23 protein-coding genes and 1 tRNA gene are annotated in these 21,246 nt (G+C 63.8%); 21 read left to right on the top strand and 3 right to left on the bottom strand.

Going from position 1 to position 21,246, the window contains the following annotated elements; translation table 11 throughout:
- Nucleotide 1: 1 nt before the first annotated feature.
- Nucleotides 2-1,636, bottom strand: a complete 1,635-nt coding sequence (locus JS541_RS03580; protein ID WP_214373109.1) for a SpaA isopeptide-forming pilin-related protein — start codon at nucleotides 1,634-1,636, stop codon at nucleotides 2-4.
- A 327-nt stretch (nucleotides 1,637-1,963) separates the two neighbouring features.
- Here JS541_RS03580 and JS541_RS03575 point away from each other — a divergent pair.
- The 15 genes from JS541_RS03575 to JS541_RS03505 all read left to right on the top strand — a co-directional run bounded on the left by JS541_RS03575 (nucleotide 1,964) and on the right by JS541_RS03505 (nucleotide 8,731).
- Nucleotides 1,964-2,036, top strand: a tRNA-Asn gene (locus JS541_RS03575).
- A gap of 440 nt (nucleotides 2,037-2,476) precedes the next feature.
- Nucleotides 2,477-2,689, top strand: coding sequence for an XRE family transcriptional regulator (locus tag JS541_RS03570; protein WP_214373108.1), 213 nt, complete (start codon nucleotides 2,477-2,479; stop codon nucleotides 2,687-2,689).
- Nucleotides 2,689-3,213 carry a hypothetical protein gene (locus tag JS541_RS03565; RefSeq protein WP_214373107.1) on the top strand — a complete coding sequence of 175 codons (525 nt, stop codon included), beginning with the start codon at nucleotides 2,689-2,691 and terminating at the stop codon, nucleotides 3,211-3,213. The genes JS541_RS03570 and JS541_RS03565 overlap by 1 nt, the downstream gene beginning before the upstream one ends.
- Nucleotides 3,214-3,553: 340 nt before the next feature.
- Nucleotides 3,554-3,841, top strand: coding sequence for a hypothetical protein (locus JS541_RS03560; protein WP_214373106.1), 288 nt, complete (start codon nucleotides 3,554-3,556; stop codon nucleotides 3,839-3,841).
- Complete coding sequence (locus tag JS541_RS03555; protein WP_214373105.1) at nucleotides 3,838-4,026, top strand: hypothetical protein; 189 nt, start codon at nucleotides 3,838-3,840, stop codon at nucleotides 4,024-4,026. The genes JS541_RS03560 and JS541_RS03555 overlap by 4 nt, the downstream gene beginning before the upstream one ends.
- Nucleotides 4,007-4,384, top strand: a complete 378-nt coding sequence (locus JS541_RS03550; protein WP_214373104.1) for an HTH domain-containing protein — start codon at nucleotides 4,007-4,009, stop codon at nucleotides 4,382-4,384. Before JS541_RS03555 ends, JS541_RS03550 begins: the two co-directional genes overlap by 20 nt.
- Entirely contained in the window at nucleotides 4,381-4,560 is a 180-nt protein-coding gene (locus JS541_RS03545) for a hypothetical protein (protein WP_214373103.1), read from the top strand. The genes JS541_RS03550 and JS541_RS03545 overlap by 4 nt, the downstream gene beginning before the upstream one ends.
- Complete coding sequence (locus tag JS541_RS03540; RefSeq protein ID WP_214373102.1) at nucleotides 4,557-4,907, top strand: hypothetical protein; 351 nt, start codon at nucleotides 4,557-4,559, stop codon at nucleotides 4,905-4,907. Before JS541_RS03545 ends, JS541_RS03540 begins: the two co-directional genes overlap by 4 nt.
- A 25-nt stretch (nucleotides 4,908-4,932) precedes the next feature.
- Complete coding sequence (locus JS541_RS03535) at nucleotides 4,933-5,226, top strand: helix-turn-helix transcriptional regulator (RefSeq protein ID WP_214373101.1); 294 nt, start codon at nucleotides 4,933-4,935, stop codon at nucleotides 5,224-5,226.
- Nucleotides 5,223-5,429, top strand: a complete 207-nt coding sequence (locus tag JS541_RS03530) for a hypothetical protein (protein ID WP_214373100.1) — start codon at nucleotides 5,223-5,225, stop codon at nucleotides 5,427-5,429. The genes JS541_RS03535 and JS541_RS03530 overlap by 4 nt, the downstream gene beginning before the upstream one ends.
- A 4-nt stretch (nucleotides 5,430-5,433) precedes the next feature.
- A complete protein-coding gene (locus JS541_RS03525; protein ID WP_214373099.1) occupies nucleotides 5,434-6,744 on the top strand; it encodes a helix-turn-helix domain-containing protein in 1,311 nt (436 codons plus the stop codon).
- Nucleotides 6,741-7,226, top strand: coding sequence for a WhiB family transcriptional regulator (locus tag JS541_RS03520; RefSeq protein WP_214373098.1), 486 nt, complete (start codon nucleotides 6,741-6,743; stop codon nucleotides 7,224-7,226). The genes JS541_RS03525 and JS541_RS03520 overlap by 4 nt, the downstream gene beginning before the upstream one ends.
- Before the next feature lie 161 nt (nucleotides 7,227-7,387).
- Nucleotides 7,388-7,837: a hypothetical protein gene (locus tag JS541_RS03515; RefSeq protein ID WP_214373097.1), complete on the top strand. Its 450-nt coding sequence runs from the start codon at nucleotides 7,388-7,390 to the stop codon at nucleotides 7,835-7,837.
- Between the two features lie 64 nt (nucleotides 7,838-7,901).
- Entirely contained in the window at nucleotides 7,902-8,510 is a 609-nt protein-coding gene (locus tag JS541_RS03510) for a ParA family protein (RefSeq protein ID WP_214373096.1), read from the top strand.
- Entirely contained in the window at nucleotides 8,510-8,731 is a 222-nt protein-coding gene (locus tag JS541_RS03505; RefSeq protein ID WP_214373095.1) for a hypothetical protein, read from the top strand. Before JS541_RS03510 ends, JS541_RS03505 begins: the two co-directional genes overlap by 1 nt.
- A 189-nt stretch (nucleotides 8,732-8,920) precedes the next feature.
- Here the strand turns inward: JS541_RS03505 and JS541_RS03500 are convergent, their stop codons facing one another.
- Together JS541_RS03500 and JS541_RS03495 are read right to left on the bottom strand one after the other, a co-directional pair.
- Entirely contained in the window at nucleotides 8,921-9,289 is a 369-nt protein-coding gene (locus JS541_RS03500) for a hypothetical protein (RefSeq protein WP_214373094.1), read from the bottom strand.
- Nucleotides 9,290-9,380: 91 nt separating this feature from the next.
- Nucleotides 9,381-9,584 (bottom strand): hypothetical protein, encoded by a 204-nt coding sequence (locus tag JS541_RS03495; RefSeq protein ID WP_214373093.1) that lies wholly within the window; start codon nucleotides 9,582-9,584, stop codon nucleotides 9,381-9,383.
- 300 nt (nucleotides 9,585-9,884) lie between these two features.
- Between JS541_RS03495 and JS541_RS03490 the strand changes: the two genes are divergently transcribed.
- From JS541_RS03490 to JS541_RS03465, 6 genes are all read left to right on the top strand, one after another.
- Nucleotides 9,885-12,590, top strand: a complete 2,706-nt coding sequence (locus JS541_RS03490) for a hypothetical protein (RefSeq protein WP_214373092.1) — start codon at nucleotides 9,885-9,887, stop codon at nucleotides 12,588-12,590.
- A gap of 154 nt (nucleotides 12,591-12,744) precedes the next feature.
- On the top strand, nucleotides 12,745-13,104 hold the full coding sequence (locus JS541_RS03485) for a hypothetical protein (RefSeq protein WP_214373091.1): 360 nt from the start codon (nucleotides 12,745-12,747) through the stop codon (nucleotides 13,102-13,104).
- Nucleotides 13,101-14,726 carry a SpaA isopeptide-forming pilin-related protein gene (locus JS541_RS03480; RefSeq protein WP_214373090.1) on the top strand — a complete coding sequence of 542 codons (1,626 nt, stop codon included), beginning with the start codon at nucleotides 13,101-13,103 and terminating at the stop codon, nucleotides 14,724-14,726. The genes JS541_RS03485 and JS541_RS03480 overlap by 4 nt, the downstream gene beginning before the upstream one ends.
- A gap of 662 nt (nucleotides 14,727-15,388) precedes the next feature.
- Nucleotides 15,389-16,954 carry an InlB B-repeat-containing protein gene (locus JS541_RS03475; RefSeq protein WP_214373089.1) on the top strand — a complete coding sequence of 522 codons (1,566 nt, stop codon included), beginning with the start codon at nucleotides 15,389-15,391 and terminating at the stop codon, nucleotides 16,952-16,954.
- A gap of 38 nt (nucleotides 16,955-16,992) precedes the next feature.
- The gene (locus tag JS541_RS03470) at nucleotides 16,993-17,979 is read left to right on the top strand and encodes a class C sortase (RefSeq protein WP_214373088.1); all 987 of its coding nucleotides are present in this window, start codon (nucleotides 16,993-16,995) and stop codon (nucleotides 17,977-17,979) included.
- A gap of 198 nt (nucleotides 17,980-18,177) precedes the next feature.
- Nucleotides 18,178-21,243, top strand: a complete 3,066-nt coding sequence (locus JS541_RS03465) for a CAP domain-containing protein (protein ID WP_214373087.1) — start codon at nucleotides 18,178-18,180, stop codon at nucleotides 21,241-21,243.
- Nucleotides 21,244-21,246 lie beyond the last annotated feature (3 nt).

Below are 21,246 nucleotides of genomic sequence, written 5' to 3'. Positions count from 1 at the left end.
GTTATGACCTCCATGCCGCATCCAGACCGTCACGACGCAGTTTGCCAGCCTTGACGGCGCTGGCCAGGGCGAGACCCATCACCGACAGACCGCCCGCGCCCATCAATCCCACGGTGACGCCTCCGGTCATCGGCAGCTGCGTCATGTTGTCGACGTTTTTGACGACCGCGACCGGTGTACTGGTGGCTCCGTTCGCCTTGGAGACGCTGGCAGTCAGCCCGGCCTGTTCGACTCCGGTGATCGATATGGTGCCGGCGTCGTCGATCGTGACCCTGAAGCTCGGTTTGACGAAGCCGAAATATCCCTTCGGCACGACGGTCTCCGAGATCAGGTAGGTCCCCGCACCGAGCCTGTCGTAGCTGATGACGCCGTTGGCGTCCGTGGCCCGCTGCTGGGCCTTGGCCTCGGTGTCGACGTAGGCCCATCGCTTGGTACCGGCGTCCCAGTTCAGCCACTTGCCGAGCGTCTCGTTCTTGATGATGAACTTCGCGCCTTCGACGGGGATCCTGTTCTGGTCGGTGCTCGCCGCGCTGATTTTCTTCAGGTCGATGCCGTATGTGGGCACACGGACGAAGTCCTTGCCGGGCTTCGGCGGGTCGACGCCCGGCGGATTCGTGCCTGGAAGCCAGTTGATGGTGACCGTGACCGTGTTCGAAGCCGCCTTGGCCCTGGCCGTGTCGGTGATCGTAGCGGAATAGGAGATCTCCACCTGTTGCGTGCCGTAATTGTCGATCAGCGCCTGGCTGGAGGTGACCTTGTAGCCCTTCCCCGTGGAGGATGAGCCGACCTTGCCGAATTCCGAGGTCACGTCCTTGCCGGCGTTTTTGCCTGCGGAGATCTTCGCCTTGAACGTGCCCGACACGTACTGCATGCCGTCCATCACGTCGTCGACGGTCACGGTGTCGGCGGCGAGATGGTTCGGCAGCGAGAACCTGACGCGGAACTGCCGCGTCTCCCCGTTCGTCGCGGCCGCGCTCTCCTTCCAGGTGCCGTCGACACTTTTGATCTCCTTGTTCGGCACGCTGACCTTGCTTTTCATGTATACGGTTCCCAGCGTCGATCCGGATGCCATGGCAGTGGTTCCGCTGATGGTGGTGGACGCGATGATCGGCATGCCCGCCGAGTCGGTGATCAGGTAAAAGCCTTCGGCCAGTGTGAGCGTCAAGGACGAGCCGTTGGACGTCTGGTTCGCCTTGGCCGGCGTGCGACCGGATTTGTTGGCTTCCAAGGTGGCGGCGATGAGACGCGTGGCCTGAGAACCGGTGGTCTGGCGCAGCATCTGCGAGGCGGGGTTCTGCCCGGCCGAGGCGTCGACGCTGACGTTCGCCGCCTTGAGCGCTGTGGAGATCCATGTGGAGGCCGCGCTGTTGGCCGGCTGCGCGCTGACCGAACGTAGGGTGGACGAATCCTTGAGTTCCACGTCGGTATAGGTGGCGAGCAGATAGGCGTTGAACGTGTGGCCGGCCAGCGAGGTGCCGTCGCCGGATTTGATGGTGATCGTGCCGTTCGCCGCCATCGCATGTTCGGAATGGATGGCGCCGCTGGCCAGTATCGCGAGGAAACATATCGCGGCGGCCGCGAATCTGGCGATGCGTCCGCCCGGCGTCTCGGCCCTGTTGGTGCGTGTGTTCATCATCGTTCCTTCCTTGGAGTCGATCAATGGTTGTTCGCGCCCCGCCGACCCTGTTGTCGTCGAGGTGCCTTCAACCTTGCCGTGCGACGTGTCGTGCTGTCCAGCCGAAACGGGTTATGTGGTCGAAAGGTAGCGAGTTATCCACACTCGGCGTGTCTATCCACATTTTTTGTGGATGATTTTCGACTATCCACATTCGGGCAGTAAAACGGACATGCCGTTCGACGCGACATCGCCGACCGACACGCCGATGCACCCCGCAAAGTTGCATCATCGCGATTTGCGGATATCATTTACATCTTGTGCACGGCGCAAGCCTGTGACCGATATTCCTGCGTAGCTCAGTTGGCAGAGCATCCGACTGTTAATCGGACGGTCGCTGGTTCAAGCCCAGCCGCAGGAGCTTGTTTGAAGCCTCGGAATCTTCCGGGGCTTTTTTGTTATTCATCGTTTGAATCTGATTCATATAGCTATCGTCGATTAAAGACTCAACGGGGACATCCAAAAATCGCGAAGCGTTGACCAAGTCCACGACAGACCATCCGGTCTTACCGGACATCTTCATTGACATAGCGGCCCGCTTGACTCCAAGAGCCTCAGCCAAAGTGGTCTGATTCTCTCCACGAGCAGCCAGCATGACTCGAACATTGAAAGCAATCGTTTCCGACAGATGCTCTTCGGATGCTTTCGTCATCGGCTGAGCCATAACTGAGGTCATCGGCGTGTCTCCAATCAAATAAACGCTTTTCATTATTTCTGAACAAATTATAAGCACACGATTTGCGTTCAAGCAAATTGACCGCTAATCTGATGTTCAGGAACTTTGAACAAAAGGAAATGAAGATGAACAGTCCGATGAAAAGGTGGCTAACCGGTCATGGAATTAGCTACCGAAAGCTCGCCGCAGAGATGGGACAGTCCCATGCTTCCATCGCAATGAAAGTCAATGGCGATGTGGCGTGGCAGCAGAAGGACTTGCTGTTTCTTCATGACCGTTATGGCTTGTCGTCTGATTTCGTTCTGGGTCTTGATTCCCGTAAGGAGGTGCTGGTCTGATGCGTATCGCTGATGTTCAGCCGCTGGTGGATTGCTCGTGGCGTTCCGGTGAGCCGATCCCGCCGATGGATGGCTGGTATGTGGGTTGCGCGGTTCGCCCTGCCGGCGGCGCTGGTTTCGAGGGGCCTTGGCGTGCGTACCGTTACGTCGGCGCTCCCTTGACGGGCGACAACAAACCGAAGGGGTTGACGACGGATGTTCTGGACGCCAGCGCGGATTACGTGTTCTGCGGCGTGTTCGGCCTGCTGTCCGAGGCGTTCGGGGCGATCGATGAGGCCAGCCGTTCCGGTTCCGGCGTCGAGCGACCCGCTGCTGGCGACGAACCGTCGGCGGCAACGGATGGTCTTGACGGCGATGAGGATTCTTGCGGCGTTGTTTCGGTCGATCGCGAATCGGTCGGGGAATCTCGACGGGTCGCGCGACCGAAGGGCCGTGACATGTCTGGCAGCGTTCCCGGTTTGGGTAAACGGCGTGATCGTCGGTTGCCTGTCGGGGCTGGATTGGGAGGGGGTGGTCCGTTCTAGCTGATTCGGTTTTCTCTCTGTTTGCCTCTCAATACAAGAAAATGCCGGTATCCGATTGCCGTCGGATACCGGCTGTGCGACAACGTTTCCCGAGTCGTTCGCCCTGTTGTTCTGTCCAGGATCACCGGGGTTTGCGGCTCATGCATTGTGTAGGAGTGTCATCACACATGGTTGACTTTAACAGGCTTTTCTGCGTGATTCCTGCGTCCTGTCTCAAGGCTACGCGGCGGGTCTCGCGTTTTGGACGGACATTTTCGTCACGTTTTGTTCACGTTTCGTCTCGGCGGGAGCGGTGCATGCTGATGCATCCGTCGAATGGCTTGCACATGGAGGTGCGCTGATGGGCGAGGTTGAGTATTGGGTCTCGCGTCGGGATCATTACCGGCGCATCGGGATCGCGGCGGCGTCGGTCGCGTTGGCGTCGTTCGTGATGGCGTTCGTGTTGTTGCTGACGATCGGCTGGTTCGATCTGGCGTTGGGCGTGTGGGGCGCGCTGGTGTCCGCATTGACGCTGCTGGCCGCGTCGATCGTGGACCGGTGGGCGGATCGCGAACGCGACGCGGCCGCCGAGTTCGCCGTGCTGTCCGCTCGCGGCTGCATGCCGCAGCTGGCGGGAGGTGCGCGATGAGTGCGGAACTGGTGTTGTCGGCGCTGTCCGCCTTGATGCTCGGGCTTCTGGCTTGTGGATTTGCGCTGTGCGTGTGGTCGTTGTGCCGCGTGTCCACGTTGCGGGACAAAGCCGAGGAACGCCTGCTCGCGAAGCTGCGCGCCTCATGCGGGAAGGAGGGTTCCCATGTCGAAGAAGGGATGTAGGCCCAGTGAGTTCTCCGTGGAGGAGATGGAGCATCTTGCGGCCCTGCCTGCGGTCGAGCACGTCTCCCCCACGCGCATCTTCTACACGCTCGGCTTTCAGGACGAGTGCGTGCACAGGTATCTCGCCGGCGACCGCCCGGTCGACATCTTCCGTGACGCGGGCCTGGAGCCGCGCCTGATCGGCTACAAGCGCATCGAACGATGCATCGACCGGTGGTGCCGCAGCCGGATGAGCGACGAGGAACGCCGGGAGGCCGTCGGACACCGCCACTGGCGCAGCACGCTGGACGCGCTCGACCAGCTCGCCGCCGAAAGCCGGGAGGTGACGGCATCGTGCCCGCTGGAGGAGATGCCATGATGCGTGATCTTCGGTTGGACGCCGACGCGCGTCGACTGCTGCTCTCCGCGCCGGCGGACGGCAGCCAGGATTTGTACGTGAGCGCGATGCTGGGCATCCCCCAGTCCCGTGTAGCCGGCGAACGAAGGAAACTGCTGGGGCAGGTCTTCGGCGACCGTGGGAACCGGAGGCGATGATGGTTGACCCGCGTGACGATTTCCGTAGGGAGTTCTCCCTGTTCAACCAACGGCTCGACCAGCTGCTGAAGGAGGAAGGCACGAGTCATGGCGGGTTCGCCGCGATGATCGGCCTTCATGCGAGCGAGGTCACATCCCGGTTCACGTACCGCACGGCATGGAAGGTGCGCGACGTCAAACGCTGCGCGATGCTTCTGGACGTGTCGGTCGATTATCTGCTGGGCTTGTCTGACGTGCCGTCCCGGCTTGACGAGAACGTCCGTCCAAAAACCGACGGCGATCAACTGAGAATAAGTTCGTTCGGTTTCCTCGATGGGTTTGGAGGCGATGATGGTCAGGCCGCGTGATGATTTCCGGCGTGAGTTCACGTTGATGAACGCGCGGATCGACCAGCTGCTTTCCGAGGAAGGGACCACGCACCGCCAGCTCGGCGAGATGATCGGAGTCGACAAGGACGGGATCAATTCCCGGTTCGCCTTCCGTGTCGCGTGGAAGGCGCGTGACATCCGACAGGTCGCGGCCGTTTTGGACGTGTCCGTGGATTACCTGTTCGGCTTCATCGATGTGCCGCGACGGCTGGGCGTGAATGTCCGTCCAAAACAGTGCCAAACCGATGAATCATTTTCATCGAGTGTTGTTTCAGACGTGATCGGAGGTGACCTATGAGCCGCGAGACGGTGGAATGGGCCAAGTCGGTGGAGGGCCTTGACCCGGAGTCCCGGAAGGTACTGCTGGGCATGGCCGCCGAGGCCGATCATGACGGGCGTGTCGTGATGTGCGAGCATACGCCGGCCGGGATTGTGGAACAGGAGTACTTCATCGGCCCCGCGCCGAAGAGGAACGCCGCGTTCTTCAGGAAGGGACGGTGATCGCATGACCACCTACACGATGGTATGGGTGCAGAAGCACGTCCACGACGTGCGCAACTCCACGAAGACCGTGCTTGCCTATCTTGCGTTCCGCGCGCATTTCGATGACGGCACCGCATCGTGGCCGTCGATCGCTACGATAGCGGCCGATTGCGGCATCGACGAGCGTACCGTGCAGCGTGCGATCAAGGAGCTGGTCGACAAGGGATATCTCGAACTCGGCCAGCAGGGGTTCAGCGCGTTCAATCCCAAGACCGGCAAGCAGGTGCGGGCCGACCGGCGCAGCGTCGTGTGGAACGTGATCTTGAAGGACTCTGGCATCGAGGCGGAGGACGTCGAGGAGACGTCCGAGCGCGGCATCATGTCCTGCGTGCGTCATGCGAGGAAGGCCGCAGCCCGTCGCGCCGCCGCCGCCGAGACGACGCTGGACACGGCCGGCTCGAATGGGTCGGAACCGCTTCCGGACAAAATGTCACCCCGTGAAGACGCGCGTTCCGGACAAAATGTCACCCCGTGCCCGATCTCGAATGATGTGGATAACTCGGGGGTTTCGGACATTTTGTCCAAAAAACCGGACAAAATGTCACCCAATAATACAAGTAACATACATAACCCCTCTGCCCCTACGGGGCATCTCCCCGCAAGCGGGGCGACCCCGATCGAGGATGGAATTCCGCAACCGTGTGCGACTGCGATCGATTCCGACGGCCTGGCTGCCGATCCGGGGTCCGATGCCGGTGCCGACGTTCTGGTCGAATGGGTCGAGTCGTCCGACGATTTCGATGCCTTCGACACCGCCGCCGTGGATACGGACGCCGTGGCCGATCGCGTGCTGTCCTCGCTGGAGTCGCTGCGTCGTCACGAGGGGCTGACCACCAGGCCGGCGAATGCCGCCGATCGCCGGGCGGTCGCCGCTTTGGACCGGCGTCTGGCCTCCGAAGGCGTTCCCTCGCCCGAGTCGCTGATGCTGGATGTGCTGGCGTACGCGACCTTGCACGACTGGCATGCCAAGCATGTGGACTCCGGCCGCAGGTTCGCCAGGACGTTCGACTCGCTGCGCAACGACATGGCCGTGGACGATCGCAGCGCCGGACGCCGTCGTGCCCGCGACGGCAAGGCGACGGACATCCAATCGCAGTCGCCCGCCGCTCCCCCGTCCCGCCCTACGCCGGTGCCGCCCGATCATCGACCGCGCACGGTCGACCTGGAACGCTCGGAACGCAACCGACGTGATCTGGCGGCCTATGCCGCAGCGCACGGCGGCTCGTGCTTCGCGGGCAACTGGCCGCGAGAATTGCGGGAGGTGGGATCATGAGCATGTACGACGATGAGACGCCGCTGTGCGAACGGTTCCCGGAACCGTGGGCCGACCGCATGTGGGGTTTCGATGACGAGGGCGTGGACGCGGCCGAACGGCGCGACCTGTTGCGTGCCGGCGCTCGTATCTGCGAGCAGTGCCCGTTCCGTCTGGAATGTCTGGCGAAGGCGATCGTGTTGCGCAGCCGTACGGGTTTGTCGGGCGGCATGTCGAAGAGCATGCGCGGCGCGATGGCCCGGATCGCGGAACGCGACGGCGTGGCCTGCCGCGACAAGACGGCCGGCAGCGACTCGGAACGCATACGCCGCCTGATCGCATGGCTGGAACTGCACCCCGAGGCGTTCGACACGGCACGCGAAGAGGAAAGCGAACGACGCAAGGAACGCCGCCACGCGGCCGCGACTCCCAAGCATCGCGTCGGTCTCGCCCGCCGCCGGCCGAAGATCGCGTCATCCCCGGCCCAGCAGTCGCTGTTCTGAGTCCGCCGTCGCCGCTTTGCCGGCGGCATCGGCGGACTCCCGGCCGTATTCCTCTTGCACGGCCGGATTCACTTACGGATACATGGATTCCCGGATTTCATGATTTCCAGAGTTCAAGATTTAACGATTCCATTCAATACAGAATTCAAGGAGTGTGCATCATGATCGGATTGATGCTCTCGGCGACGTTGACGTTGCCTCCATTGCCTTCGCCTGCGCCGGACCTGCCCTCGTTCTCGCCGACGATGGTCTATATGTTTGCGCATATACCGTCATACAACCGCTACAGGTATGTCGTGCGGCGTCATGTGCGAGACGATTACGGCCACGGCTACGGCGAGGGCACGAACCTGGAAGAGAACGGGGACGGCACCGGCACGTACGTGGACACGCTCGGCCGGCTTGTCCACTACCGTATGGCCGACGACGACCCGGACCGTCCCGAGTGTGATTCGGACGGCAACGGGACCTGGCGCACGAGCGAATGCGCGGACATGCCCAGGACGGCGGAAGAGCAGAGGAAGGCGGACCGGGCGGGCGGATTCGCGCTGCTGGCCTTCTGTCTGGTCGGTCTCGCGGTCTGCGCCGTGTGCCTGATCTCGGATGTGTGATTTCAATGTTTCTTTATTTCAAGCGATCGGGAAAACAATCAATCAAGTATTCAAGGAGTTGACGATGATTATCACATTGGCGAACGCGAAGGGCGGCGTGGCGAAGACGACGAGCGCGGTGTTTCTGGCGGCCGCGTACGCGAGGCGTTATGAGCGGCCGGTGACGGTCTTGGATGCGGACCCGCAGGGCAGCGCGAGCCTGTGGGCCGATCTGGCCGACGAGAACGGCGAGGCGGTCGGCGTTACGGTGGAGGCGGCGAACGCCAGCACGCTCAAGCGGGTGCGTCGCAATCAGGATGCGGGGGTGCCGGACGTGTGCGTGGTGGATGCGCCGCCGCAGGGGCCTTTGCTGCGCACGGCCATCGAGTGCGCGGACTTCGTGATCGTTCCGGCCAGTCCCAGCCCGTTGGACTTGCAGCAGGCGTGGGCGACGTTGGCGGACGTGCCGGCCGGCATTCCGGCGGCGGTGCTGCTGACGCGCGCCGAGACGAATACCACGGCCTACCGTGATACGGTCGCCGCCTTGGACCGCCAGGGTACGCCGTGCTTCGACGCGGTGGTGCGCAAGCGCCAGCCGCTCGCGAAGGCGATGGGTCATATGCCGGTCAAATGCTACGAGTACGCGGACGTGCTTGACGAGCTGCTGCGCGTGCTGGACGGAAGGGGCGAGTGATGCGCAATCTGGATGATGCCGCGTTCGCTCCGGCCAAACGCGCCGTGGGAGTGAAGGCCCCCGCGCTTTCCCCGTCCGGTTCGGACAAGGTGATGGTGTCGCTGCGCGTGCCGGCCGATCTGCGCCGCCGCTTCTACATGCGGGTGGCCGACGAGGGGCGGCGCAAGGAGGAATGCCTGGCCGAGGCGCTGGAATTGTGGCTTGCGGATCATATGGAGTGAGTCCGATCGCATTGCGCCTTTTCATGGGTTCCTGTTTTCTGGATATCATGAAAAACAGAATTAAGGAATCATGTCTTGCGTGTCGGTTGCGCTTGGTCGTTGGCGTCCCATCGGAACGCCAACGACTTTGATGTCGGTCATCAATTCTTCATGTCGATTCTGGCCTAACGGCGCTTTCCGACCATCGGCCTAGAGTCGTATCTCTTGGGCGAGCATGACGAGCGCCTGGTCGCCGGCCATGCTCCACCATGCGGCGTCGTTCTGGTCGAGTATGAGCCGGATGAGCTCGCGCCATTCGTACGATTCGCGTTCGGGTGCCCTGCGCGCGAGACGGATTGCTCGGTCGAGGGTTTCGCGGCGTATGCGTTCGGCCCTGGCCCTGTCCTGTCTGGACCCCCATAGTTCGCGGAATCCGTCGCTCCGATTGCGCGCGGCGCGGCATTGGTCGCATTCCTCCTGTTGAGCGCGTTCGATGCGCTGTTTGACAATCCGGTATGGTCCGTCCGCGTTGATGGTGCGGCTGTGTCCGCAGCGGAATCTCACGTATTCGTACGACATTCCACCATCCCCTCACGATCGATGTTGGTACATTTGTTCGACAATTGGGATGGTAGATGCTGTTTTGGGGTTTGTCATTCGAACATGCGTGTCATTTTAGGGTGTGTGATGATGGACGATCATCCGCGGACCCGTCGGCGAGCATGTCGAGTTCCCGGAAAGCGATGTCGCGGAAGCGCAGTGAGGCCTCGTCGTCCGACAGGACGCCCAGATCATTGAGGTCCGCCGTCATGCGCGCGCGGCTCAGATCGCCCATGATGCCCTCGGCGTCGACGACGCCTTCGATCGGATGCATGCGTCCTCCGTTTCATGTCGCTTCCCGCCCGAGATGCGGGCCGTTCCGATCATCCCACATGACAAGTACGGGCCTGTTTCATGGAATCGTGTTTTCCATAATTCATGATTTCGGCATTTCGTGAATTCGAGATGTCTCGGTTCGGTTTCCGTGGCGCGTGGCGTCCTGTTTTCGCCCCGGCGTGTCGAGTGTGGTTCTAACGTTTTTGATGATCGTTCACATGTCCGTCCAAAATCCGGCAAGACGGTCGCACAGTGGGGTGTGTGCCGCAGGGAGCGGCGGAAAGCGAGGACAACGGAAGTGACGAATTCCTGGAGGAAGGGAACGGCGGCGGTGGCGGCCGCAGCGAGTCTGGCCGTGGGCTGCTACGCGCCGGCCGCGATGGCCGTGCAGGACGGCGATGCCGGTTCGGGTTCCCATAGCGAAACCGACAAGGATACGGGCGCGAGCACGAACCGCGATGTGCGTATGGTGACGGTCGCGGGCCGGAAGGTGACGCTGGAGAAGACCGATGACGGTTGGGCCGGCAAGGCGAGCGTCGCGTCGAAGGACGATCTGCCGAAGTCGGATGACCTGTTCGACGTGATAGTGGACCCGCAGGGCGTACCGGACCAGTATTCGCTCAAGTACGACGCGAAACGTTCGTCCGAGTACGCGACCGCGACGGACACGCTTGGCGTCGTTCACCGCGAGGGCGTCATGAAGTTCGCGGGCACGTACGACGGCGACGACACGGAAACCGTGCTGACGGTCGTGTACTCGTACGATGACGGGCATGCCGCGAACGCGGACGGCCACGGGTTCACCTGGAACGAGAAGACGCGACGCTGGGAGACGTCTTGGCGAGTGGAATGGACGTCGGGCATGGCTCCCGGCCTGACGTCGGTCACGCTCGACGACGGAAAATCCAAGAGCACGCTGCCGGTGCGCTGGAAGGTGGCGAACACGGACGGCGTGCTGGGCGCGACCGCCACGGTGACCGGCTCATTCAGCGACGACGCGGGAGATCATGCGTATACGATCAGTCTGGACGCGGTGCGTCCGGCCGTGCAGTCGCGCAGCGTCAAGCATGCCGGCGGCCTGCTGCACCTGTCCGATCAGGACGGCGTGTGGTCCGGTAACCTGCCGGCCGACACGACGGGCGATTCGTCGGACGAGATCACCGTCGTCGCCGGAGAGGAAGGCAAACCGGATCGTTCATACACGCTGCGCGCGGACCGTACCGGCGTGAACGCCACCCAGACCGGCCTGGGCACGGTCGCATGGTCGGGCAGCGTCACGTACTCGAACGACGAGGAGAGGACCAGCGTGTCCATGCCGGTGAGCTACGAGCACGGCAACAGGGCGAAGGCCGTATACGACGATCATACGCTCGAATTCCATCGCGGGGACGACGGCGTATGGCACGCGAACGTCGCCGGCACGCTCGATCTGAAGAACAAGCCCACGGTCGGCGCGCTGAACATGAACGGCCGCGACGTGAACGTCGTCTGGAGCGACGACGTGAAGACCACGACGGGCGAATCGACCCTGATCCGCAGTCTGAGCGGCGTCGCCACGGGAACGATCGACGTGGACGGCGTTCAGCAACGGTGGAGCGTGGATGTCACCGCCGCGCGCACGGAAGGACGCGTGAGCGCGCTGACCGTGCTGCAACGCAACGCGGACGGTTCGACCACGACGCATCCGATCTCCGGATTCGATCCCGCGAAGGGCGAGTACTCGCTTACCCTGCCGGCAGATGCAGTCACGGCGAGCTATTCGCTTGGCTATTCGTCCGCGTCCGACACCGACAAGGTGACCGAGGGCGATCCCGTCGCCCCAAGCATCGACGGGACGACCCGCGTGCTGAGGATCACGCTCAACGGCGCCACGTACACGGTGCGCGTCGCTTTCGCCAAGCCCCAGCAGCAGCCGTCGAACACCGCCGCACGGCTCAAGGGCATCTACGTGAACTATGACGGCACCACCGGCAAAGGAACGTTGATCGACGGCTGGGACCCGGACACGCTCGCATACACGGTGCATGTACCGGCCGACGCGAAGGGCGTGTACGTGCTGCCCGAAGCGCCTGACGGCGTGAGCGTGAAGGCGACGGACGTGATCCAGTCCGGCTATTCGACCACGCAGCGCTGGGTCAGCAGCGCGGGCGGGCAGTCGCGCGTCTACCAGGTCACGGTCGTGCGCGACCATGACGAGCCGACCGCCGACGAGGCGTTCACGCCGGGCAAGCCCAAGGACCAGGACGGGCTGACGCAGACCGAGAACCGTCGGGAGACGAACCTCGTCAGCCACGGATGGACCGACGTCAGAGGCGAGTACCACACGGAGGATTCCGACTCGTACCGCATCGGCGAGGGCGGCTCGTTCTCGTTCGCGTCGTACGCGGGCCAGACGGTGAGCGTGGCGACCGAAAAGATCTCGCCTATGAACTACCGGTACACGCTCAGCGTGCTCGCGCCGGACGGCACCACGTTCATGCAGCACGAATACACGGTCACCTACATCACCGAGGCGACCTCGAAGGCGGAACTGTCCGGCATCCTGGTCAACAACAAGCCGGTCGACGGGTTCAAGCCGGGCGTGCTGGAATACACGGCCACGGTCGGCAATCTCGACCATTGGACGGTCGTGCCCCAGTTCGACCGCCAGTCCGGGGTGAGCGTGACCACCAGCCGCGACAAGGCGGACGCGAAGATCACCGTGGTCAGCGCCGACGGCCTGTCGAAACGCGTCTACACGGTGCACGCGAAGGTCGATCCGGTCAGGAACCTGGTCGACGGCATCACCGGTTCGGCCGACTCGGACGATACGGGTGCGGATGGCACCGATGGCGTGCAGTTGGGCGAATTGTCGTCCACCGGATCGGCCACATGGCTTCCCGCCGTGATGTCGGGCACGCTCGTCGCATCCGGCATCGCCCTGCTGCTCGCGGCCTCCGCGCACCTGCGCCGACGCCGCGACGCGAAGCGCGGGCACCGTCCGGCACACGGCACGGCGCTGTGACACTCTTCCCGCAGCGGGAAGGACGGTTTCTTCCCTCCCCGACCGTCCCTCCCGCTGCGGGATTTTCAACGGGAAAATGTCCGTCCAAAACCTGTTCGTATGGGCGGATGCTTGAAAAGTCAAGGGTTTTACACCACGGGAAAGGGGTCTTGGCATGTCCGATGATGCCGAGGCGAACGATGCGGGCACGGTGCTTCTCGCCCTGGCGCTCGTACCGTTCACGCTCGCGCTCGGCGCGATGAGCGCGCCGCTCGGCGCGTTTCTGCTGCGCATCGTATTCGGGACGCGGATCATGGGCGCGTCCCTGGACGCGGCCGTCACGACGGCCGTCGTCTGGATGCTCGCCGCCGCGCCGTTCGCCCTTGCATACAAGATCAGGCGTCTCCTGTCCGAGCGCCATGATCCGGCCGCCGGACGGCCGGATCGGTCGAAGATTTCCCCGCGCCTCCACACGGGGAGAAACAGCGGCCGGCACGCGCGTGCCGGCCGGTCTACCGAAAGGAACAACAAATGAGGAAGAACCAGAATGGTCGCGAGAACATGAAGCGCGCGGCCGCGCTGTCGCTGGCCGCCGCCACGCTGCTGACCGGCCTGTCGCTCGCCCCGACCGCGATGGCGGCCGACGGCAACCTGACCCTCAACGCGGGTGCCGGCAGCACCCTCGCGGGACACACGTTCAACATCTACAAGCTCGCGACCTACCCGGACGTGGTGCTCGACGGCAACACCGTCAAATCCGTGAGCGCGAAGAGCGTGGACGCGGCCACGGACTCGTGGATCAAGGCCGCGCTCGACAACGCCGGCGTCAAGGTCGACACGACCGCCGGCCAGGACGCGGCCTCGCAGATGCTGCGCCAGACCACCGGCAGCGTCGTCTCCCGAAAGATCGCCGCCAACCTCCAGGACAACATGAAGGGCAAGACCCCGGTCAAGGCCAACCTGACCACGAACAGCGGCACCCTCACCGTGGCGCTGCCGGAAGGCTACTATCTGGTCACCGATTCCGCCGGCCTGCCGATCCTGATCTCCACCACGATCAGCGGCAAGACCAGCATGAAGACCGGCGTCACGCTCGGCAGCACGTACATCAAGGGCCAGGTCGCCCAGCCCGACAAGGAGGTCAAGAGCGTCGACGGCACGTGGAAGGACACCGTGGCCGCGACCAACGGCGAAACCCGCGAGTTCCGCGTCAGGATCACCCTGCCGAACAAGCTGACCACGGACACGATCACCGTGGACGATTCGATGGCCGGCATGCAGTACGTCGCCGGCTCGTTCGCCGCGACCATCACCGACGGCAAGAACAAGGGCACCGACGTGACCAAGCAGTTCAACACGCTCGGCACGTCCACCACCGGCGCGGGCTTCAAGACCACCTCGACGGCCGCGCTGATCGACAACTACGAGAACCAGCAGGTGACCATCACCTACAAGGCCAAGATCACCGACGCGGAGAAGGCCAAGGCCGCGACCAACACCGTCAAGGTCACCGTCAACTGGCTGCCGAACACCGTTCCTCCCACCGTCGACCCGCCGAAGCCGGGCGAGGACAAGACCACCGTCGACACGTTCGACATCGATCTGAAGAAGATCAGCGCCGCCAGCACCGACACGAACCAGATCGTCGTCGCGGGCGCGAAGTTCATCATCAAGAACGAGACGCTGGGCAAGTGGCTCAACTGGGACGCGAACGCCAGCCAGTGGACGTACGTGGACACGCAGGCCGAGGCGCAGGAGCGCGCGACCGACAACCAGGGCGTCATCAACTACGACCGTCTCGGCGCGGGCACCTACCTCATCACCGAAACCCAGGTGCCGGAAGGCTACTTCACGTTCGTCAAGCCCTCGTTCCGCGTGACCATCGACGACGCGGGCAAGACCTCGATCACCGGCGTCGACCAGGCCGGCCTGACCGCGAAGGTCACCGACGCGAACGGCAAGACCACCACGCCGGTTGCGGTCGTCAAGAACGTGAACAACATGAGCCAGCTCCCGCAGACCGGCGGCATGAGCATGGCGATCATCATCATCGGCGGCATGGCCGTCCTGATGCTCGCCACCGCGACCGGCATCAAGGCCGTCAAGATGCGCCACGTCAACCTGCCCGGCAACAACCTGCCGCAGATCACCGCCTGACCTGACCCCTGTACCGGAAAACCCATTCTGACCAGCGTGGCGGCCGGCCCCGAGCCGCCGCCACGCTATTTTTTTCGGAAAGGAAAGAAACCATGAAAACACGTTTGGCGAAACGCATCGCCTCAGCGGTCACCGCGCTGAGCGCTGCCGCCGTCTGCCTTGCCGTCGGAGTGCCGGCGCAGGCAGCATCGATGACGACAAACCCGCAATTGCAATACATGTACCAGGTGCCGAATAGCGTCACCAGCAGCGGCAACATTAACTTCGGAACCATCTCCAGCGGGCAATGGGACGGAACCAAAGCTCATACTCTGACAGTCCCTACCTCCGCCCAAGTACAGAACGTCAGCATGTGGGGTCGATATCCCAGTTCCAGCACTTTCGGTGGACCCAACCACAGTTCATTCAGCGGAAGTGCCGACTACTTGTATGTCGGCTATAACATTCCGTCGAATATCAATCAGCCATTGAAGTTCGACCCATCCGGAGATTTCACTTGGACTACAGCGGCCGTCAAAACGGCTTCTCCGGCCGCGGGGAAAACCCTGGCAGCGGGAACGTCATATGCCGCCCCTGTTTATAACTCGACGACCTGCACCAACAATAAGGGTAACGTCACGTACGTAGACTGTAGAGCGGTGAATTTCACCTTCTTTGAGCCTGTGTATATTCCGCTGATCCGTTTCGACGGCAACGGCGCGACCTCGGGCAAGGTGGATGCGGACGGCCCGCACATGCAGAACAACAACGTCGGCGGCGACTGGCTGTATACCATGCGATCCAGCCCCTATCAGCGCACAGGCTACACGTTCAAGGGTTGGAACACCAAGAAGGACGGCACCGGCACCGCGTACAAGCCGGGGCAGGTCGTCAACATGGGCAAGCCGGCGACACTGGAAACCATGAAACGGTCCAACCGAACCAGTCTCGCACTGTACGCGCAGTGGGCGCAGAATATCACGATCACATACAACGGCAACGGCTCGACCGGCGGCTCGACCGCCAGCCAGACTACCGGCAAGGGCGTGAACGTCACCCTGCGCAAGAACGGGTTCACGCGCACCAACTACACTTTCACGGGCTGGAACACCCGCGCCGACGGCAAGGGCACCCCATACGCGCAGAACACCGCTCACGCTTTCAACGCGAGCACGACCTTGTACGCGCAGTGGAAGATCAACCAGGCCACGATCAAGTACAACGGTAACGGCGCGACCGGCGGTTCGACCGCCGCGCAGACCACGAACATCGGAACGCAGGTCTGGCTTCGCGCGAACGGTTTCAGCCGTACGAACTACACGTTCGTGCGTTGGAACACCCGCGCCGACGGCAAGGGCACGAATTACGCTCCGGGGGCCAAGGTGAACATGCCGGCAGGCGGCATGACCCTGTACGCGCAGTGGAAGATCAACCAGGCGACCATCAAGTATGACGGCAATGGCGCGACCGGCGGCTCGACCGCCAGCCAGACCGCGAACATCGGCTCGACCGTGAAGGCGCGTGCGAACGGGTTCTCCCGTACGAATTATTCGTTCGTGAAATGGAACACGAAGAAGGACGGCACTGGCACGAGCTACAGCCCGAACGCGAACATCACCATGCCGGCCGGCGGCGCGACTTTGTACGCGATCTGGAAGATCAATCAGGCGACCATCAAGTATGACGGCAATGGCGCGACCGGCGGCTCGACCGCCAGCCAGACCGCGAACATCGGCTCGTCGGTGGCCCTTCGCGCGAACGGGTTCACGCGTACGAATTATTCGTTCGTCCGTTGGAACACGAAGAAGGACGGTACCGGCACGAACTACACGCCGGGAGCCAAGCTCAACATGCCGGCCGGCGGCGCGACTTTGTACGCGATCTGGAAGATCAACCAGGCGACCATCAAGTATGACGGCAATGGCGCGACCGGCGGTTCGACCGCCAGCCAGACCGCGAACATCGGTTCGTCGGTCAAGGCGCAGCAGAACGGGTTCACTTGGAACGACCACCTGTTCAAGCGGTGGAACACGAAGAAGGACGGTACCGGCACGAACTACACGCCGGGATCGAACGTCACGGTTCCCGCCGGCGGCATGACCGTGTATGCGATCTGGGTCGAGACGGTGCCGGCGATGCCGTCGACCGGTGGCTTTGGCCTCGTGTTTGCGATCGTCTCCGGCGTCGCTGGTCTGTGCGCGTGCGTGGCCGTGGTCGTGTTCAAGCGTCGTCGGGACGCGCGCCAGTGACCGTTTCATATCGGTGATTTAACGATGGGAGGAATGTGATGGCGATCGACATGCCCGACTGGGATGACCTGCTGACCGGCCGCGATTCGCGCGCCTCGCGCAGCCAGCGCACGCGGGGCCGCCGCCTGCTGGCGCATGCCCGGCACGTGTCGCGTATGCTGACCGCGATCGCCGTCATGTTCGCCCTGATCGCGTTCGGCGTGTTCGGGTGGGTCGCGGTGAGCCAGGCCGCGAACACGCGCGTGGCCCGCGCCGAGGCGTCGGCGGCGCAGGCCACGGCCTCGGCCGAGACGGGCCGGTTGCGGCGCATGGTCGCTGCCGCGCGCGAATACAACGAGCGGTTGGCGTCCACGCCGCAGGTGATCGGCGTGCCGCTGGCGCTCGACGGCAGCGGTCTGGGCGATTTCGATTTCTCCGACGACGCCGACTATCAGAAGACCCTGGATTGGGGCGATGGGATCATGGGCACGCTGTCGATCCCTCGCATCGGCCTGGAACTTCCGATACGGCATGGCGCGGGCGAATACTCGCTGTCCAACGGGTTGGGGCATCTGCACGGCACGAGCATGCCGGTGGGCGGCGTCTCGACGCATGCGGTCATCACGGGTCATCGCGGTCTGGCCGACAAGGAGCTGTTCACGCGGCTCGACGAGGTGAAGAAGGGCGATCCGTTCTACATCGAGTTGGGCGACGGGGAGACGCTGGCGTACGAGGTCGACGACATCCGGGTCGTGGACCCGGACGACACGAAATCGCTCGCCATCAGCCGAGGCCGTGATCTGGTCACGCTGGTGACTTGCACGCCGATCATGCTCAATACGCACCGGCTGCTGGTCACCGGTCATCGCGCCGGGATGCCGGGCGAGGTTCCCTTCCCGGATCAGGCCGAGGGCGACGCGCATCCCAAGGAGCTGACCGTCGTGAGCGCGCTGGGCGTGTTCGGCGTCGGCTCCGCAGGCGTCCGCGTCTTCCGTCGGAGAAAAGCCCAAGGGCTGTACGGCCGACGTTTCCATTGCCGCGTCTGAACCGCGACACACCGAAAGCATGTTCCCCATTAATAATAATTGACATTATTAATGGGGAACATTATTATTGGGTTCAGGCGGTGACGGAACCGCCCCCCGGCGTCGGCTACGTAGCCGCTATGATGGGGGCATGGTTCCGGCAGCGTCGTCGAAATCACCATCGTTCGCTCCGGTTCTTGCCGGGGAGGGAGAATCATCATGAACAAGAACTCGAAGAAGGGCGTCGCTCTCATCGCCGCGACCGTCGCCGGGGCAACGTTGCTTGCGCCGCAGGCCGCACTGGCCGACGACACCGCGATCACGCCCGAAGAGCAGGCGTCCACGGCGATCGGACAGGCGCAGAAGGCGGTCCAGGATGCCAAGAAGACCGTCGCGGCCGCACCGGCCGGCACTGTCGAGGCCCAGGCGAAGGCGGATGCCGCGACGGCCGCATTGGATTCCGCCCAAGCGAAGCTGGACGATGCGGCCGCAGCCCAGCAGCAGGCCGCCGAGGCGCAGCGGCAGGCGGCAAACCAAGTCGAAGCCGCGACCGGGGTTCGCGACCAGGCGGCGCAGGACGTGGCCGACGCGCCGTCGAAGATCGACGAGGCGCAGCAGGCGGTCCAGGACGCCCAGACTCAGATCGACGCCGCATCCCGTCAGCTCGATGACGCCTCGAAGACGCAGGCGCAGGCCGAGGCCGATCGGACTGCCGCCGAAACCGACAAGGCGACGGCGCAGGCGGCGCAGACCGAGGCGGACAAGGCCGCTGAGACTGCGCAGGAGAAGATCGACGCAGCATCGCAGGCGCAGGCCCAGGCCCAGGCCAAGGCGGATGCCGCCGATGAAGCGAAGCGGACGGCGCAGGCCGACCAAGCCGCGGCACAGGACGCGGCCGACAAGGCCGAGGCCGACCGGACCGCCGGAGAGGCCGCGAAGACGCAGGCCGAAGCCGACGCCTCTCGGGCGACGGCGAAGCGCGACGCGGCCGAGGCCGCCGCGTCGGACGCGAAGACGAAGCTGGATCAGGCGACGAAGGCGGAGGCGACGGCGAAGGACGCGAAGGACAAGGCCGACGGCACGGTCGCGGGTATCGAATCCCAGATGATCGACCTTGACAAGCTCGCCAAGGACCTCCAAGCGGCGAAGGACGCCCAGTCCGAGGCCGACAAGGCGGCGGAAAACGCGAAGACCGCGAAGGACGCGGCCGATACGGCCGTTGCGGAAGGCGACGCCGATCTGACCGCCAAGAAACAGACGGCGGCCGATCTCCAGTCGAAGGCGGACGCGGCCAAGGGCGATTCGGACGCGGCGCAGGAGAAGCTGTCGCAGGGGTCCCTCGCGTATTTCGCGGATCGGGCCGGCAAGGACAGCCTCGCGTACCGCGTGCTGACCGATCCCAGCGTGACCAAGTACCTGGAATACGTGCATGTCGGCGAGGACGGCGACGCCACCACGCTGGACAACATGATCAAGGCGCTGGACTACATCGAGGAGGGCAACAGGCTGCGCCGCGAGGCCGGTCTGCCCGAACTGGAGGTGTCGGACACGCTCATGGCGATGGCCCAGGCCAACGCGGGCTGGGCGGAACAGTTCATGGCCCACAATCAGCAGTACACGTGGAACGGCGTTTCCGAAAACCTCGCGTGGGGCGCGCGCGACCCGTTCGTCGGCTGGTACACGGAGGAGAAGGCCGTCTGGGATGCGGCGGTCAAGGAAAACCCCGATCTCGCCGGACTGTCGCCGTACGAGGTGTTCATGTCATACCCCGATCTGTACGAGAAGGCGGGCCATTACCTGAACCTCATGGACAAGGACGCGAAGCTCACCGGCTTCGGCGTCAGCCAGAACGCGTCCATCGAATACGGCGGCACCACATTGAAGGACGCATACTCGCAGGAATTCGCCGACAAGCTCTGGTCGCATCTTGACGAGAACAACATCGCTGTCGAGGACGACGGGCGCGTCATGACCGCGACCGGCATGCGCGATGACGTCACGTCATACAAGGCCGGCCTCGAATCCGTCGTCCAGGCGTACCGGGATGCGCTCAAGGCCGCCGGCGTTGCGGCGGACGCGGCGCAGCAGGCCGCGTCGAAGCTCGCGCAGCTCAAGGAGCAGGCCCGCCAGGCTGCGGACGCGGCGGCCAAGGCCGTGCAGACGGCCGACGAGAAGCGCAAGGCCGCCGAGGCGGCGCAGAAGGCTTACGACGACGCAGTGGCCGCGAACAACAGGCTCATGCAGCAGCTCGAACAGGCCAAGGCCGTGCAGGCAGAAAAAGCCAAGGCGTACGCGACGGCTCAGAGCGCGACCAAGGACGCTAAGGCGACATACGATTCGGCCTCCAAGACCGCCGACACGGCCCGTGCCGAACTCGACGCCGCGAACGCCCGCGTCGCCGAGGCGAAACGGACCATCGAACAGGCCGGCCTCGATGCTGCGAACGCCGAGACGGCGAAACGCGACGCACAGTCTCGCATCGACCGCGCGACCGCCGACCGAGAGGCCGCCGACAAGGCGATCGAAGCCGCAAGGAAGGCGAGGAGCCTCGCCGAAACGGAGAAGGCCGAAGCCGTGGCGAACGGCGCGACCGCAGCCGGGAAGGAGGCCGACGCCCAGGCGCGCATCGAAGCGGCCGACCAGGCCATCGACCAGGCAAAGGAACAGGCCCGCACGGCGGCCGAAACCCGTCGGACGGCGGAAACCGATCTGACATCCGCGAACGCGACCATCGCACGCTACTCCAACGCCCAGTCCGCGCTCGACAAGGCACAGGCCGGCCTCGACGAGGCCAAGAAGACGCTCGCCAAGGCCGAAGCCGATCTGGTGTCCGCGAACACGGCCTACGAGGCGGCCAAGAAGTCGTACGAGACGGCGAAGGCCGACAAGCAGACGTCCGACAAGGAACTCGAAACGGCGAAGAAGGCCGAAGCCGAAGCCAAGAAGAAGGCGGAGGACGAGGCCAAGAGGAAGACGGAGGCCGAAGAAGCCGCCAAAAAGGCCGAGGAGGAACGCCGGAAGGCCGAAAGCGAGGCGAAGCGGAAAACCGAAGAGGTGAAGAAAGCCGAAACCGCGCATGACGGCGGCGCCAAGACCGATGGCCGGCATACCGCCGCCGACGCCAAGGCAAGTCGCACTCAGACGGCCGGCCTCGCCTCCACGGGCGTCGACCCGGCGGCCGTGACCACGCTGGCGGCGATCCTCGCGGTCGCCGGCACCGGCTGCGTGCTGCTGCGCAAACGTTACGCGCAGCATGCCGACCGTTGGATCGAGATGTCCGACTGACCG

The organism is Bifidobacterium sp. SO1, from assembly GCF_018555335.1.
GTDB classification, from domain to species: domain Bacteria; phylum Actinomycetota; class Actinomycetes; order Actinomycetales; family Bifidobacteriaceae; genus Bifidobacterium; species Bifidobacterium simiiventris.
Note: the sequence above shows the minus strand (reverse complement) of the source record. Positions and strands in the feature narration are given on the sequence as shown.

Bases quoted from the DNA above. Each gene is read 5' to 3' on its own strand.
- JS541_RS03515 (WP_214373097.1), top strand. From the start codon at position 7,388: ATGATCGGATTGATGCTCTCGGCGACGTTGACGTTGCCTCCATTGCCT.
- JS541_RS03480 (WP_214373090.1), top strand. From the start codon at position 13,101: ATGAGGAAGAACCAGAATGGTCGCGAGAACATGAAGCGCGCGGCCGCG.
- JS541_RS03530 (WP_214373100.1), top strand. From the start codon at position 5,223: ATGAGCCGCGAGACGGTGGAATGGGCCAAGTCGGTGGAGGGCCTTGAC.
- JS541_RS03555 (WP_214373105.1), top strand. From the start codon at position 3,838: ATGAGTGCGGAACTGGTGTTGTCGGCGCTGTCCGCCTTGATGCTCGGG.
- JS541_RS03570 (WP_214373108.1), top strand. From the start codon at position 2,477: ATGAACAGTCCGATGAAAAGGTGGCTAACCGGTCATGGAATTAGCTAC.
- JS541_RS03465 (WP_214373087.1), top strand. From the start codon at position 18,178: ATGAACAAGAACTCGAAGAAGGGCGTCGCTCTCATCGCCGCGACCGTC.
- JS541_RS03540 (WP_214373102.1), top strand. From the start codon at position 4,557: ATGATGGTTGACCCGCGTGACGATTTCCGTAGGGAGTTCTCCCTGTTC.
- JS541_RS03535 (WP_214373101.1), top strand. From the start codon at position 4,933: ATGAACGCGCGGATCGACCAGCTGCTTTCCGAGGAAGGGACCACGCAC.
- JS541_RS03580 (WP_214373109.1), bottom strand. From the start codon at position 1,636: ATGATGAACACACGCACCAACAGGGCCGAGACGCCGGGCGGACGCATC.
- JS541_RS03495 (WP_214373093.1), bottom strand. From the start codon at position 9,584: ATGCATCCGATCGAAGGCGTCGTCGACGCCGAGGGCATCATGGGCGAT.
- JS541_RS03525 (WP_214373099.1), top strand. From the start codon at position 5,434: ATGACCACCTACACGATGGTATGGGTGCAGAAGCACGTCCACGACGTG.
- JS541_RS03470 (WP_214373088.1), top strand. From the start codon at position 16,993: ATGGCGATCGACATGCCCGACTGGGATGACCTGCTGACCGGCCGCGAT.
- JS541_RS03485 (WP_214373091.1), top strand. From the start codon at position 12,745: ATGTCCGATGATGCCGAGGCGAACGATGCGGGCACGGTGCTTCTCGCC.
- JS541_RS03500 (WP_214373094.1), bottom strand. From the start codon at position 9,289: ATGTCGTACGAATACGTGAGATTCCGCTGCGGACACAGCCGCACCATC.
- JS541_RS03510 (WP_214373096.1), top strand. From the start codon at position 7,902: ATGATTATCACATTGGCGAACGCGAAGGGCGGCGTGGCGAAGACGACG.
- JS541_RS03550 (WP_214373104.1), top strand. From the start codon at position 4,007: ATGTCGAAGAAGGGATGTAGGCCCAGTGAGTTCTCCGTGGAGGAGATG.
- JS541_RS03520 (WP_214373098.1), top strand. From the start codon at position 6,741: ATGAGCATGTACGACGATGAGACGCCGCTGTGCGAACGGTTCCCGGAA.
- JS541_RS03505 (WP_214373095.1), top strand. From the start codon at position 8,510: ATGCGCAATCTGGATGATGCCGCGTTCGCTCCGGCCAAACGCGCCGTG.
- JS541_RS03565 (WP_214373107.1), top strand. From the start codon at position 2,689: ATGCGTATCGCTGATGTTCAGCCGCTGGTGGATTGCTCGTGGCGTTCC.
- JS541_RS03545 (WP_214373103.1), top strand. From the start codon at position 4,381: ATGATGCGTGATCTTCGGTTGGACGCCGACGCGCGTCGACTGCTGCTC.
- JS541_RS03560 (WP_214373106.1), top strand. From the start codon at position 3,554: ATGGGCGAGGTTGAGTATTGGGTCTCGCGTCGGGATCATTACCGGCGC.